The organism is Curtobacterium sp. ODYSSEY 48 V2 (assembly GCF_023712625.1).
Classification (GTDB): Bacteria; Actinomycetota; Actinomycetes; order Actinomycetales; family Microbacteriaceae; genus Curtobacterium.
In genome coordinates this window covers 45099-59563 of record NZ_JAMAXX010000006.1, presented here as the reverse complement: position 1 = coordinate 59563, position 14465 = coordinate 45099, and the positions used below count along the sequence as shown (strand labels likewise).

Below are 14465 nucleotides of genomic sequence, written 5' to 3'. Positions count from 1 at the left end.
ACGGGACGTGACACGGCCGACCGGACGAGCCGCAGCGGAGGTGTGCCGTGCCCGAGGGTGACACCGTCTTCCGCGCTGCCCGGCGCCTGCACACCGCGCTCGCGGGCAAGGTCCTGACCCGCTCGGACTTCCGCGTCCCCGCGTTCGCGACCCTCGACCTGGTCGGACGGACGGTCGACGAGGTCGTGCCCCGCGGCAAGCACCTGCTGCACCGCATCGGCGACGTGACCGTGCACTCGCACCTGAAGATGGAGGGCCGCTGGGACGTCTACGCGCCCGGGGAGCGGTGGCGACGGCCCGCGCACCAGGCCCGGGTCGTGCTCGACGCCGAGGACGTCTCCACCGTCGGGTTCACCCTCGGGGTGCTCGAGGTCGTCCCGCGCGACCAGGAGTCCGAGGTCGTCGGGCACCTCGGCCCCGACCTGCTCGGTCCCGACTGGGACGCCGACCGGGCGCTCGAGAACCTGACGGCGGACCCGGAGCGCCCGATCGGGCTCGCGCTGCTCGACCAGCGCGTGCTGGCCGGACTCGGCAACGTGTACCGGAACGAGCTGTGCTTCCTGCGGGGGGTGCTGCCGACGCGACCCGTCGGACAGGTGCCGGACCCGGCGCGGGCGATCGCGCTGTCCCACCGGCTCATCACGATGAACCGTGACCGCAGCAACCGCGTCACTACGGGCGTCGACCGGCCCGGGCGCCGCTTCTGGGTCTACGGCCGCGCCGGCAAGCCCTGCCTGCGGTGCGGGACCCCGGTGCGTCGGGGCGAGCTCGGCGACTCGGAGCTCACGCTGCGGGACACCTACTGGTGCCCGCGCTGTCAGACCTGAGCCGGGCCGACCGGAGCCCGGGACGGCCCGCCGGCGAGCAGCACGGGGCCGCGCGGCACCAGGCCTGGGGCGGGGTCAGCGGTCGGCGGCCTCGACGGCGCAGCTCTCGGCGCGCTTCGCGGCGTCGGAGTCCGCGCTGAACGCGCTCGGTGCCGGCGACGCCGAGCGTGACTCGTCCGAGGTGGCGTCCTTCGCGGTCTGGTTCACGGCGTAGATCGTGCCGTCCCAGTCGTCGGCCGTCGGGTCGGTCTCCGTCGCCCAGATGGTCAGCTCGTCGTCGTTGGCGTCCTTGCTGTCCGACGGCACGATCGACGCGGCCAGGTACCAGCCACCGTCGCCCTCCGCCACGTTCGCGAAGTCCGTCGTGTCGTGCGGACCGACCGCGGTGCCGATCGCGTCCACGGCGTTGCTCGCGGCGACGGCGCACTCGGTCGACTGCGACTTCTGCTCGTCCCCGGGGACCTTGCCGACCGGGTCGATGTTCTGGGCACCGCCCGGGTCGCACGCCGTCAGGAGCAGGGCGAGGGTGGCAGCGCCGAGCAGCGCGGTGGCGGTCTTGGCTCGCGTGGTCATGCCGTGGACGGTAGGCCGCGGTCCCCGTGCAGGACCCCAGGGCGTCCGGGAAGCGAACGACGGGCGGCACGCGGTCGGTGGACCGTCGTGCCGCCCGTCGGGCTCGTGCGGGGCACGGGCCGCTACGCCCGACCCTGGGTCATGATCCACGCGAGCAGGTACGACCGCGTGTTCGCCGAGTCGATCACCGCGTCCGGCAGCCGTTCCGCGTCGCGCAGGGCTGCCGCCGCGTCGGCCTTCCCGCCGAGCGCCCGGTACATGAGCAGGTAGTCGCCGAACTGGACGTCGTAGCGACCGTCCGGCACGGCCTCGTCGAGCACCCGCCCGATCTGCTGCCGGCCGCCCGCGTCGACGTACTCCGCCGCCATCGCGGGCATCGGGATGAGCTCGATGCCCGCCGGCGCCGCGGCCGCCGCGCTGAACCACGTCGCGTGGTCGCGCTTGCCGCCCCAGGTCAGCGAGACGACCCGGTGCGTGAAGCCCGGGAACGCCGACAGGTCCGGGTCGAGCACGTCGCGCTGCGCCGAGGCGGCCTCGTTCGACAGCAGCCAGGTGCCGGTGGACTCGAGCGAGGTCGACCCGGACACGGCGCCCCAGCGGGCCAGGCCGTTCCACGCGGACACCGCCTCGGACGACGACTCCTGGTTGTTGCCGTCGGCGAAGGGCGAGTAGCCGGACGCCCAGGAGTGCTGCGCGTACGGGTCGTAGACGCGGAGCGCGGGGAACGACTCCGTCGCGGTCGGCGAGGCGATGTCCGCGGCGACGAGGTCCGCGACGGTGCGCCACTTCCGCACGAGGGACGCGTCACCGTCGGCCACCATCGCAGCGGCGGACAGCACGTACCCGTAGTGGAAGTGGTGGTCGTTGAACTCGTCAGAGCCGAACGACGCCTCCTGGCCGACGAGCCCGTGGACCTCGGGGTCGTAGGCGAAGCACCGCGCGGTCCTCCCGCCGCAGCCCGCCGGGTCGAACCACTGGTCGAGCTCCGCGACGACGGACGTCTTCAGCGCCGCGGCCTGGTCGTCGAGCCCGAGCGCGACGGCGAGCCGGTACAGCGTGGCGACGCGGTACAGGTCCTTGCCGCCGCCGTACGAGTCGGCCGCGTACGACGAGGCGTCGACCCCGGCGGCGTCCTGCCGGACCTGTGCGGCCAGGGTGTCCCGCTGACCGTCGGACAGGCCGGACAGGTCGAGCCGGTCGGACGGCTCGACGGTGTCGGCGTCGAAGCGCAGCGCCGTCCCGGTGCAGACCGGCGCGGGACCCGTCAGGGTCGCGACCCGCAGGTCGGTGCACGTCAGCCCGTGGGTGCCCTGGCCAGGCTGCGGCACGAGCACCCCGGCACCGCCGTCGAAGTCGTACGACAGCGTGGTGCGCTGGGAACCACCGGACGCGCTGCGCTCCAGCGACGAGCCGGAGAGCGGCCGTGCGGCCGCGACGAGCCGGGAGACCTCGGACGACGACGCGCCGTCCGGTGTCGGCAGGAGCACGACCGACCCGCCCCTGCGCAGGCGCACGCCGGACGCGGCGACCGAGCCATTGTGCACGACGACCTGCCAGGTGCGACCGCCGCCGGACATCGTCGCCGTGCCGTCGCCGGTCGGGTCGAGCGGCGAGGTGCCGGTCAGCGTCTGGTCGCGGTCGGCGGTGTAGGTCACGAGGGGCGACCCCTCGGCGACGACCGAGTGCCCGAGCACGGTGTCGCCGTCGCGGTGCTCGACGGTCACCGACACCGCGTCGTACGCCGACACGAGCGTGCTCGTCGCGCCGAGGTCGAAGCCGACCTGCGGTACGGCGCCGCCGGCGATGGTCTTCTCGGTCGCGGTCACGTCGGGCAGTCCGGCTGCGAAGCCGTGGTCGGTGACCTGCCACGAGATCGGCGTCGGGAACACCGGCTGGGGTGCGTCGCCGAACACCAGGCCGGAGAACCACCGGTTCGTCGGCGGGGTCAGTCCCTCGGCCAGGCGCATCGTGCCCACCGTCGACGACGCGACGTCGCCCAGGGCGGCGACCGCGCGTGCCTGGGCCGCCGCGTCGGTCGGGGTGGCCGACGGGGTCGGGTGGTCCGTGCCTCCCGTCCCGGTGCACGCAGCGAGCAGCAGGGCGACGGACGTCACCAGGGGGACGACCAGGAGCGTCGACCGGGAGGCCCGGCGTGCGCCCGCAGGGCGGCGGCCGGGGTGCAGGTGGTGCCGCACCGGCTACAGCCCGATCTGGCGCGAGAAGTCGCGGACGGCGTCGGTGACGCCCGCCAGCGTGCCGTCGTCGCGCAGGTGCAGGGTCGCGTCGACGGGCGTGCCCGGGCTCGTGATGCCCGACGACGGCGAGGCCGACAGCTCGGGGCTCTCGACGTCGACGGTGGTCTTCGCCCGGCCGTCGTCGTTCGTCTCCACGCTGACGCTCTTCACGGTGCCGGTGATGGTGCGGTCGTCCGGCAGGCGGAGCTCGACCTCGGCACCGTTCCGGATGCGCCCGTAGTCGCGCGCGGTGACGGTGAACTCCGAGGTGACGAAGAGGCTGTCCTCCTTGTGGATGGTGCCGAGCTCGGAACCGGCCTGCACGTACCCGCCGGTCTTCACGTCGATCTTCGCCACGGTGCCCGAGACCTCGGCCTTGAACGTGATGAAGCCGTCCTCGCCGATGTCGTACGCGCTCGTCTGCGTGTCCGCGCCGACGACGCCCTTCCGGATGTCCTGCGCCAGCTGCAGGCTCTGCACCTGCAGGAGCTTCTCGCCCTTGATGACGGAGTCGCCCTCCTGGACGTACTCCTCGGTGACGGTCCCGCCGTAGTCGGTGCCGACGGCGTACTCCTGCGCGGCGATGGCCGCCGAGGTGCTCGCCACGGCGCTCTGACGCTGGTTGAACACGAGGGTGCACGCGGCGACGATCACCAGGACGACGACGAGGCCGCCGAAGAGTCGGAGTCGGTTGGTCCAGGTCATGCGCGGGGTCCGTCCTGCATCTGCATCGCGACGCCGGCGATCGCGGCGCGCTGGGGTTCGAGGGTGTCGGGGCGGACGACGGTCGTCCGCACGGGGCTGACCGGGGCCTGCACCAGCGGTGCGGCCGGTCGGACGGCCTCGCCGCGAGCGCGCTGCCGGTCGGCCACGCGGTTGCGGGCCTGCTCACGGAACGCCGCGACGATGAACGCGGCGAAGACCAGCGTGTTCGTGATGTTCCACGCGGTGGCGAGCGTGAACTGCCCGTTGCCGGTGTCCCGCCAGACCGCGACCACGCTGGTCAGGGTGAGGAACACGAAGACGAGCACCTGCGGCACGATGAAGTTGAACGGTGAGGGTGTCCGTCCGCGGTCGGCACCGGTGACGTGCCAGGCCTGCTCCTTGCCGCACAGCACGTTCCAGAGCGCGCTCGCGTAGATCGGGAAGGACACCGCCGCGAGCAGGAGCGTCTCGTAGCGGAACGAGCCGAGCGCGTAGAAGGCCAGCACCACCTGCATGAGGTAGAACCCGAGGTAGAACAGCACCCACTCGCCCGCACCGATCGACAGGTTCATCGGGCGGAGGTCGAAGAAGATCTCGAGCGGCGGCACGAGGAGCAGGAGCCCGGGGACGATGCCCGTCAGGTAGAAGCTCGCCGTCACCAGGTACTGCAGGCGCTGGTCCATCGTCAGGCGGTGCTTCGGGTTGAACGGGAAGTGCGTCAGCAGGATCTCGAACCCGCCGGTCGCCCAGCGCAGCTGCTGCTTCGTGAAGCCCTCGATGGTCTCGGGAGCGTCGCCGACGGCGAGGGTCATCGGGATGAAGACCGACTTCCACCCGCGCTCGTGCAGCATCAGGCTGGTCCAGACGTCCTCGGACTTCGAGTCGGTGTGCATGCCGCCGATGTCGTCGATCGCGCTGCGGCGGAAGATGACGTTCGTGCCGACGCAGAACGCCGCGTTGAAGCGGTTCCGGCCTGGCTGGATGAACTTGTAGAAGACGGTCTGCATGTACCCGGCGCCGCGGGACACCAGGTTGTGCAGGTTGCCGTAGGTCTGGGGCGTCTGCACGAACGCGATGGTGTCGTCCGCGAAGAACGGCACGGTCTCGAACAGGAACTCCGGCTCCGGGACGAAGTCGGCGTCGAACACGGCGTAGTAGTCGCCCTTGGCGAGGGTCAGGGCGTGGTTGATGTTGCCGGCCTTGGCACCGTGCGACGACAGCCGGCGGACGTACCGCGCGCCGAGCCGGGCGGCGAGCGCCTGGACCTCGTCGCTCCGGCCGTCGTCGAGCACCCACGTGCGGTGCTCGCCGCGCATCGCGACCGCTGCCCGCACGGTGGCGGCGATCTTGGACAGTTCCTCGCCGTAGACGGTGATGAAGACGTCGACCTCGACCTGACGGCCCCGCACGTGCATCGGCCAGCGGTGGGGCTGGTCGGTGAGCCCGTCGCGCTCGATCGTGTCCCGGTCGAACAGGGTGTCCTGCGTGTGGTGGAACGCGAAGTCCCGCGGGTCGGCACCGCCGGACAGGATCGTCCACATCGACAGCAGCGCCTGGCCGACCAGCACGCTCTCCGCCACGATCACCAGGCCGTACGGCAGGAAGTCGCCGCGGTTCGCGGGGTCGAGGAGGAACACCGCGTAGGCCATCACGCCGAGGGTCGCGACGAGCACGATGAGCACCATGACGGGGCTGTGCGCGCGGCTCTCGGAGCGGGGTCGCACGTGCCCGACCTGCTCGGCCTGCCGGCGTCGACGGGCGCGCTCGCGGTCACGCGGGGTGAGCGGCTGGGGGAGCGGCTGCGGCGGGAGCGCCTGCTGCTGGAGCAGTCGGGGCTGCTGGAGCAGTTCCGTCTGCTGCGGTTGGACGGGCTGGGCCGCGTCCGGGGACTGCGGCGGGGCGCTCCGGCGGTACTGCGGGGTGCTGGCGTCCGGGCGTGCGCGACGGACGTCCGTTGGTGCGGACATGAGGATCTCCTGTCGGGTCGGGAGAAGCTCGCGGCCCGCAGGCAGGGACGCCGACGGGTCGCGAGACGGGCGTCGGCGACTGTGGCGACATGGGCCCGGACCGTCGGGATGGGTCCGGCTCGGCGAGGGACCAGGGATCCTGCGCCGGGGAGGTCGCGACCGAGGGTGCGGTCGCGGTGTTCGGTGTGTCGAGAGCGGTCGTGCGACGACGGCCCGTGCCGTCGGTCGAGTGCGACACTACGACCCGCTCGACGCGCTCGGGTGTCCGTCGTGTGAATCCCGCAGGACCCCGCTGCTTCTTGCGGTTTCCCGCATCACCGCGTTGCGGGATCGGGTGGGGGCGCCGACACTCCCCTGCTCCCCCGCTCGGTCGCTCTCTCGCTCTCTCGCTCTCTCGCTCTTTCGCGAGACGCAACGAGGGCGGCTGCTCGCAGCGGTACAGCGCTGCGAGCAACCGCCGGGGTTGCGTCCTGCGGAGGGCGAGGGGGCGTCAGGCGGCGGAGCGCTCGGCGGCCGGACGACGGCGGAGCTCGGGTCGCAGGAGCGCGGGCGGCTGGTACTGCTGGTCGAGCCGCGTGACGTCGGTGCCCGGCGGGACGATCGCGTCGATGCGGTCGAGCACCTCGTCGGAGAGTGCGACGTCCGCCGCCGCCAGCAGGTCGTCGAGTTGTTCCACCGACCGCGGCCCGATCAGCGCGCTCGTCACGCCGGGGTGGGCGATCGCGAACGCGAGGGCGAGGTGGGTGGTGGGGATGCCGGTCTCCTCGGCGAGGGCGACGACCTGCTCCACGGCGTCGATCCGCCGGTCGTCCTGGTCGTGGCGGAACATGCCCGCCCGCGACAGGTCGTTCTGCTGTCCCCGACGGAAGCGCCCGGTCAGCATGCCGCCGGCGAGCGGACTCCACACCAGCGCCCCCATGCCGTAGCGCTGGGCGACCGGCAGGACCTCGCGCTCGATGCCCCGGCTGAGGATCGAGTAGGTCGGCTGCTCGGACCGGAAGCGCTCGAGACCGCGACGCTCGGAGGTCCACTGCGCCTCGACCTGCATCGATGCGGGGAAGTCCGACGAGCCGATCGCACGCACCTTGCCGCTCCGGACGAGGTCGGTGAGTGCGGACAGGGTCTCCTCGAGGTCCACGGTGTCGTCGGGACGGTGTGCCTGGTAGAGGTCGATGTGGTCGGTCTGCAGGCGTCGGAGCGAGTCCTCGACCGCCGTGGTGATCCAGCGGCGGGAGTTGCCGCGCCGGTTCGGGTCGTCCCCCATCGGACCGTTGAACTTCGTGGCGAGGACGACGTCGTCGCGCCGGCCCTTGATCGCCTTGCCGACGAGCACCTCGGACCCGCCCTGCGAGTAGCGGTCGGCGGTGTCGATGATGTTGATGCCGGCGTCGAGCGCGCGGTGCACGATGCGGATGGAGTCCTGCTCGTCGCCGTTGCCGATGCGACCGTCGGTGCCGAGCATCATGGCGCCGAGCGCGAAGGGGCTGACCTGGATGCCGGTGCGGCCGAGGGTGCGGTACTGCATGGTGGTGTCTCCTGTCGGTGGCGTCCCGAGGCCGGTCGTCGTAGGCTGGCTCGAAGCGGAACGCTCTTCCGCAACGATACGGAAAGCTGTTCCGTTTCCGCAAGCCCTCACCGCGACCCCGTTCGGAGGAACCGTGCGCGCCGATGCCCGCCGCAATCTCGACGCCCTCGTCGACGCTGCCCGTCAGGTGTTCGCCGACCAGGGCGTCGACGCTCCCGCCAGGGTGATCGCCGACCTCGCCGGCGTCGGTGTCGGCACGCTGTACCGCCACTTCCCGCAGCGCTCCGACCTGGTGGTGGCGGTGTTCCAGCAGGCCGTCGAGGAGTGCGCCGACGCCGCCGCGGACCTCGCCGACCACCACGAGCCGGACGACGCCCTCGCGCTCTGGCTCCAGCGGTTCACCGGGTTCGTCGCGACGAAGCGCGGGCTCGCTGCGGCGCTCCAGTCCGGTGACCCGGCGTTCGAGGGACTGCACCCCTGGTTCATCGGTCGACTCGGCGGGGCGCTGACCGGACTGCTCGACGCGGCCTCGGCAGCGGGGACCATCCGCAACGACATCGGCGCCACGCAGCTGCTCCGCGCGGTCGCCGACCTCTGCCACGGGGCGCCGACGACCGAGCAGAGCCAGCAGCTGGTCGGACTGCTCGTCGACGGGCTGCGCTGGCGGGCGACCGTCTGATCCGGCACCGCGGGCGGGGTCCGCAACCCGCTGGGCGGGGCGGAGAGCGTCCGCGGTCAGCCGGGCTGGTGCAGTCGCTCGTGCGCGGTCGCCCGCACGGCCTCGGTCACCCGTTCGAGCAGCGGTGACGCCAGGTTCCACCGCTGCCACCACAGCGCCACGTCCGCCCGACGCCCCGGCGTGAGCTCGACGAGTGCTCCGCTGCGCAGGCCGTCGAGGCACTGGGCCTCCGGCAGCATCCCCCACCCGAAGCCGAGCGACACCGCGCGCGCGAAGTCTGCCGACGTCGGGACGAAGTGCCGCGGCCCGCGAGGGGCGTGCCCGAGGACCCGGCGGAGGTACCCCTGCTGCAGGTCGTCGTCGCGGTCGTAGTCGACGAGCGGGACCGCGTCGAGCCGTGCGGTCATCTGCCGCTCGGACACCGCACCGGCGAGGTACCGGTCGACGAAGGCAGGCGCGGCGACGGCCCGGTAGCGGTCGACCCCGAGTGCCACCGACGAGCAGCCCTGCACCGGGTCGGCCTCGGCGGTGACCGCGGCCATCACGGTGCCCGCACGGAGGAGCTCGGCGGTGCGGTCCTGGTCCTCGCGGTGCAGGTCGAACACGACCTCGGTGTCGGCTCGGACGAGCGCGAGGGCGTCGAGGAACCACGTGCCGAGCGTGTCCGCGTTCACGGCGAGCGGGATCGACGGCACGACGGGCGCGTCCGCATGCCCGACCGCGCCGAGCGCCCGGGCGGTCTCGTCCTCGAGGAGCCGGGCCTGCCGTGCGTGCCGGAGCACGACCGCACCGTCGGCGGTGGGCGCGACCGGTGTCGTCCGCTGGAGCAGCACCCGGCCGAGCTGCTGCTCCATCGCCTTGATGCGCTGCGACACCGCGGACGGGGTGATCGCGAGGGCGCGGGCCGCAGCGTCGAACGTGCCGTGGTCGACGGCGGCGAGGAGCGTCTCGAGGTGGTCCCGTTGCAGACGGAGCATGCAGCAGAGCTTACGGACCTTCAGGAACGTGAGCTGGACTGCACCGAGGGTCGCTCCTACCGTCGAGACCGTGACCGTCCTCCTCCCCCTGTTCGCCGGCCTCGGCACCGGCCTCGCCCTGATCGTCGCGATCGGGGTGCAGAACGCGTACCTGCTCCGGCTCGCGGTCAGCGCCCCCGTGCGGGTCGTCGCCGCCGCGGTCGCCGTCTGTGCGGTGTCCGACGCGGTGCTCATCGTCGCCGGGGTGCTCGGCGTCGGGGTCGTCGTCGAGCGGTTCCCCGTCGCGCTCGTGGTGGTGCGGTTCGTGGGCGCGGCGTTCCTCGTGGTGTACGGGGTGTTCGCGGCCCGCCGGGCGTTCCGTCCCACCGGGGAGGCCATGGCCGTCGAGCAGGAGGCGGCGGACGACGGCGTGGTGGCGCCGATGACGGTCGCGCCCACGGCGGTCGCGGCGCCTGCGACGGCCTCGTCCGAGACGGTCGCGCAGGCGGCTGGTGACCCCGGACCGGCCGCGGGCCGAGCCGCGCGGCGGGCCGACGACACCGTCGTTCCCGACGGCGGGGGCGGGGCTGCGGGACGGAGTGCGGAGGAGCCTCCCGGCCGGACCACGACACCCGCGGTCGCGACGCGAGTCGCCTCCGCAGCACGCGCCGTCCCGACCCTCGGTGCGGCGGTCGCGACGATGCTCGTGTTCACGTGGGCGAACCCGCACGTGTACCTCGACACCCTCGTGTTCCTCGGTTCGGTGGCGAACCAGCAGGGCGTCGACGACCGCTGGTGGTGGACCGTCGGCGCGGTCGCCGCGAGCTGCCTCTGGTTCGGCGCACTCGGGTTCGGGGGACGACTGCTCCGACCGCTGTTCGCGAAGCCGCTCACGTGGCGGGTCTTCGACGGGCTCGTCGCCGTCGTGATGCTGTCGTTCGGCGTCGCGCTCGCCGTCGGGGCGTAGTTGCCGCGGCGCGGGCGCGCGGCATCCGGCACGGCGGGCGGCGGCACGGGCTGCGGGCGGCGGGCGGCGGCGCGGGCGGGCGGTGGCGCGGGCGGCGGGCGGCGGGCGGCGGCGCGGGCTGCTCCGGCACAACCAGAAGCACCTCGCGCCACGGCGATCCGTGGCGCGAGGTGCTTCCCGTTGCGCGCGCGGCGAGGCCGCCGCCGCCGCCCGCTACTGCAGGCCCTTGCCCACCCGGCTGTTGCGTCGGCTGTACCCGAAGTAGATCGCGAACCCTATCGCCAGCCAGGCGATGAAGCGCAGCCAGGTCTCGACCTCGAGGTTGAGCATGAGCCAGAAGCACAGCACCGCGGAGAGGATCGGCAGGACCGGCACCCACGGCACCCGGAAGGCTCGCGGTGCGTCCGGGCGAGTCTTGCGCAGCACCACGATGCCGATCGACACGAGCACGAACGCCGAGAGCGTGCCGATGTTGATCATGCCCTCGAGGCGCTCGACGGCGGTGAACCCGGCGATGAACGCGACGACGACACCGGCGACGACCTGCACCCGCACCGGGGTCTGCGTCTTCGGGTTCGTCTTCGAGAACCAGCGGGGCAGCAGACCGTCGCGGCTCATCGAGAAGACGATGCGGGACAGGCCGAGCAGCAGGACCATCACCACGGTGGTCAGGCCGATGAGCGAGCCGATCGCGATGATGCCCGCGGCCCACGGCAGTCCGACGATGTCGAAGGCGGAGGCGAGGGACGGCGCTTCCTCGTCGGCGAGCCGCTGGTAGGAGACCATGCCCGTGATGACGATGCTGACGCCGATGTAGAGCAGCGTGACGATGCCGAGGCCGATGAAGATGCCTCGGGGCAGGGTCCTCTGCGGGTTCTCGGTCTCCTCGGCGCTCGTCGCCACGACGTCGAAACCGATGAAGGCGAAGAACACGAGCGAGGCCGCGGCGAGCAGGCCGAACACGCCGTACTGCGCCGGGGCCTGACCGGTCACGAAGGACACGAGCGACTGGGTCAGCACACCGCCCTCCGCGCCCTTGGACGGCTCCGCCGGCGGGACGAACGGGGCGAAGTTCGCGGCCTTGACGAAGAACGCCCCGGCGACGATGACGAAGACGACGATCGCGACCTTGATGATCGTGATGACGGCGGAGACGCGGGACGACAGGCGGGTGCCGAACGCGAGCAGCAGCGTGAAGACGCCGACGATGAGGACCGGGCCCCACGTGAAGCCGATCGGGCCGAGCTGGATCGTGTCGGGGAGGTCGATGCCGAAGACCCCGAACGCGGTGCTCAGGTAGATGCCCCAGTACTTCGCGATGACGGCGCTCGCGGTCAGGGTCTCGAGGATGAGGTCCCACCCGACGATCCACGCGAGCAGCTCGCCCATCGTGGCGTACGTGAACGTGTACGCGGAGCCGGCGACCGGGATGGTCGAGGCGAACTCGGCATAGCACATGATCGCCAGGCCGCACGTGACGGCTGCGAGCAGGAACGAGATGATGACGCTCGGGCCGGCGAAGTTCGCGGCGGCGTTCGCGCCGACCGAGAAGATGCCGGCGCCGACGGCGACCGCGATGCCCATCGCGGCGATGTCGAACGTCTTGAGGGACCGCTTGAGCGAGCGGCCCGCCTCCTCGGAGTCGGCGAGGGAGGCCTCGATCGACTTGATGCGGAGCGGTGATGCCATGGGGGTTCCCGTCGAACGGCTGGCGATGGACCCCGTGAGGGTACTGGTGTACCACCCCGGCTCGCAAACGGTGTCGCCCCGGGACACGGGGCCAGCAGCACCAGCCGTCCGGACGGTGCGCGGCGCTGGCGTCCGGGCGAGGGCGGCGCTGGCGTCCGGGCGAGACGGCGTGGGGTGCGAGACGACGGCGTCCCGGCGAGACGCCGTCGACGCGTCGAGACACCGCCGGATCCGGGACCGTCTCGAGGCACTCAGGGCGTCTGGTGCAGACGCCGGCGTCTCGGCACCCGGGCACCCGTGCAGACGCGGCATCGCGGCATCGGCCTGGAGGCTCGGGGGGGGTCCGGCGCGGGAGGCCCGCCCGAACGCGGGGCGGCTCAGGCGCCGCGGCGCCAGTCGGCCAGGAAGCGCGCGCCCGCCTCGTCGTGGATCACGCCGTCGTCCGCGGTGAGCACCGGGTACGGCGTCGCCGGCACCCCGTCCGCCGGCCGGACGTCCACGTGCGCGACGTCGTGCCCGTTGGCGTGCAACCAGTCCGCCATCGCGTAGTCGCTGCGAGAGTCGCCGACGGTCCGCCAGGTCACCGGCAGCTCCCCGTCCTGCGCGAGCAGCTCGAGGGCTCGCTCGGCACCCATGTCCTTGCCGGACCGGTCGGACTCGACGTCGGTGGAGATGATCGTCGGGTCGACGCGCCACTGCACCGCGCCGTCGGCGTCCGGTCGGACGTCGTCGAGCCGGCGGACACCGAGCCCGCGCCGCTCCAGCGCCGCCATCGCCTTCGCGTCGAACTCGGCCTGGCGGGCGAGGTACGCGGCGTTCGGCACCTCGACGCGCTGCTCGATCGAGACCATCGCGTGCTTCGTCTCGTCGAAGAACACCAGGTCGGCGTACTCGTCACGGACGAGGTCGCGCATCTCGTCGGCGAAGTCCCGCGGGAGCGCGAGGTCCTCGGCGATCACCAGGTCGCTCATCCCGCCCTCGTACTGCGGGCCGATCGAGCACCAGACGGCACCCTTCTCGCACACCGCGTGCACCCGGCCGCCCTCCGCGAGCCCTCCGGCGATCAGCGGACCGACGACCTGCTCGCGGATGAACGCGTCGCTGCGGCCGGTGTTGAAGACGATCGGGACGCCCTCGGCGGCGAGCGCGACGAGGTCCGCCACGATCGAGGGGATCGCGATCGTCCGGGTCACCGGGCTGGCGATGGGTCCGTCGACGTCGAGCAGCAGGCCGAGGCGGGGAGCAGTCACGCCTCCATCCTCTCGCACCCGCGATGCCCACCCTCCCGCGTCGGCCGGTGACGACCGACCGCAGCGGCTCCGGGCGCGCACGTCACTCGGGCGCGGGCAGCCCGACGAACCGGTCGACCAGGTGCCGCAGCACCTTCGGCTCCGGCACGTGCCCCTGACCGGGGACGACGAGGTGCCGCGAGCCGGGCACCGCCTCGGCCAGCGCGACCGAGGCCTGCCGCATCCACTCGGCGCCGCCGTCGCCCGAGGCCACGAGCACCGGGACGCCGACCGACGCCGCCACCCGCTCGGGGACGGAGAGGCCGTTGAGCACCCGGACGTCCCGGGAGAGCACGTGTGCGTCGGCCAGGAGCGACCGCCACAGTCCGGGCTTCAGGCGCGCCGCGGTGATGTGCGGGATCGGGATGCCGAGCACGCGGGACAGGAAGGCCCGCACCGCCTGCGCCCGGCGTCCGGCCGCGACGTGCCCGTCGAGGAAGTCCGCGAACAGCACGTCGTCGCCCTGCGGGTCGACCGTGGCGCGGTACGGCGGCTCCCAGAGCACCGCGCGCCCGAACGGCACGCCGGCGGCGAGGCCACGCAGCACCACCCCTGCACCGACGCACCACCCCACCGCGTCGGCCGGGCCGTCGACGGACGCCGCGACCGCCGCCAGGTCCTCGACCTCGCGCTCGACCGACCACGGCGCGGTGTCCCCGCTCGCACCCCGACCCCGCCGGTCGTAGGTGACGACACGGTAGCGGTCGCTGAGGGCCGCGACCATCCGGTCGACCGCCGGGCTGCCGTGGTGGTCCCAGGCGCCGCCGACCAGCACCAGGGCGGGCCCGGAGCCGCTCTCGGCGACCGCGAGCGGTGTGCCGTCCGCGGACACGACCGTGCGGTCGACGTGCGCGGGGTCCCCCGGCTGCTGTCCGGGCGGGGCGTGCTGGTCGGGGGGCATGGGTCCTTCCGAGGTGCGCGACGGCGCTGCGTCGGGTCCTGCGGAGGGACCGTGCGGGTCGGTACCCAGAGCATGACAGTCCGGACCGTGAGCGTCACCACCCGCAACCAGGGGGAGCGCTCCACGTTCCCTGTGCACTCTGCTCGGTCGACC

General features: G+C 73.0%; 12 protein-coding genes. 3 read left to right on the top strand and 9 right to left on the bottom strand.

Annotation, left to right across the window (positions count from 1 at the left end; genetic code table 11):
* Window positions 1–47 precede the first annotated feature (47 nt).
* The gene (locus tag M3666_RS10425) at window positions 48–827 is read left to right on the top strand and encodes an Fpg/Nei family DNA glycosylase (RefSeq protein ID WP_209684886.1); all 780 of its coding nucleotides are present in this window, start codon (window positions 48–50) and stop codon (window positions 825–827) included.
* Between the two features lie 75 nt (window positions 828–902).
* On the opposite strand, the gene M3666_RS10420 is transcribed toward M3666_RS10425, so the two are convergent.
* The 5 genes from M3666_RS10420 to M3666_RS10400 form a co-directional block, all read right to left on the bottom strand.
* Window positions 903–1400: a hypothetical protein gene (locus tag M3666_RS10420; RefSeq protein WP_066657132.1), complete on the bottom strand. Its 498-nt coding sequence runs from the start codon at window positions 1398–1400 to the stop codon at window positions 903–905.
* A 122-nt stretch (window positions 1401–1522) separates the two neighbouring features.
* A complete protein-coding gene (locus tag M3666_RS10415) occupies window positions 1523–3514 on the bottom strand; it encodes a glycosyl hydrolase (protein WP_251155181.1) in 1992 nt (663 codons plus the stop codon).
* Window positions 3515–3598: 84 nt separating this feature from the next.
* On the bottom strand, window positions 3599–4339 hold the full coding sequence (locus M3666_RS10410) for an HlyD family efflux transporter periplasmic adaptor subunit (protein ID WP_251155180.1): 741 nt from the start codon (window positions 4337–4339) through the stop codon (window positions 3599–3601).
* A complete protein-coding gene (locus M3666_RS10405; protein ID WP_251155179.1) occupies window positions 4336–6306 on the bottom strand; it encodes a glycosyltransferase family 2 protein in 1971 nt (656 codons plus the stop codon). The genes M3666_RS10410 and M3666_RS10405 overlap by 4 nt, the downstream gene beginning before the upstream one ends.
* A gap of 490 nt (window positions 6307–6796) precedes the next feature.
* Entirely contained in the window at window positions 6797–7831 is a 1035-nt protein-coding gene (locus M3666_RS10400) for an aldo/keto reductase (RefSeq protein WP_251155178.1), read from the bottom strand.
* A gap of 133 nt (window positions 7832–7964) precedes the next feature.
* Here M3666_RS10400 and M3666_RS10395 point away from each other — a divergent pair, with 133 nt between their 5' ends.
* Entirely contained in the window at window positions 7965–8510 is a 546-nt protein-coding gene (locus tag M3666_RS10395) for a TetR/AcrR family transcriptional regulator (protein ID WP_251155177.1), read from the top strand.
* 56 nt (window positions 8511–8566) lie between these two features.
* On the opposite strand, the gene M3666_RS10390 is transcribed toward M3666_RS10395, so the two are convergent.
* Window positions 8567–9487 carry a LysR family transcriptional regulator ArgP gene (locus tag M3666_RS10390; RefSeq protein ID WP_251155176.1) on the bottom strand — a complete coding sequence of 307 codons (921 nt, stop codon included), beginning with the start codon at window positions 9485–9487 and terminating at the stop codon, window positions 8567–8569.
* Between the two features lie 70 nt (window positions 9488–9557).
* Here M3666_RS10390 and M3666_RS10385 point away from each other — a divergent pair, with 70 nt between their 5' ends.
* Window positions 9558–10433 carry a LysE family transporter gene (locus tag M3666_RS10385; RefSeq protein WP_251155175.1) on the top strand — a complete coding sequence of 292 codons (876 nt, stop codon included), beginning with the start codon at window positions 9558–9560 and terminating at the stop codon, window positions 10431–10433.
* Between the two features lie 213 nt (window positions 10434–10646).
* Here M3666_RS10385 and M3666_RS10380 read toward each other — a convergent pair whose 3' ends face one another.
* The 3 genes from M3666_RS10380 to M3666_RS10370 all read right to left on the bottom strand — a co-directional run bounded on the left by M3666_RS10380 (window position 10647) and on the right by M3666_RS10370 (window position 14312).
* The gene (locus M3666_RS10380) at window positions 10647–12122 is read right to left on the bottom strand and encodes an APC family permease (RefSeq protein WP_251155174.1); all 1476 of its coding nucleotides are present in this window, start codon (window positions 12120–12122) and stop codon (window positions 10647–10649) included.
* Window positions 12123–12499: 377 nt separating this feature from the next.
* Complete coding sequence (locus tag M3666_RS10375; RefSeq protein WP_081985143.1) at window positions 12500–13372, bottom strand: hypothetical protein; 873 nt, start codon at window positions 13370–13372, stop codon at window positions 12500–12502.
* 82 nt (window positions 13373–13454) lie between these two features.
* The gene (locus M3666_RS10370; RefSeq protein WP_058729653.1) at window positions 13455–14312 is read right to left on the bottom strand and encodes an alpha/beta fold hydrolase; all 858 of its coding nucleotides are present in this window, start codon (window positions 14310–14312) and stop codon (window positions 13455–13457) included.
* Window positions 14313–14465: the final 153 nt, after the last annotated feature.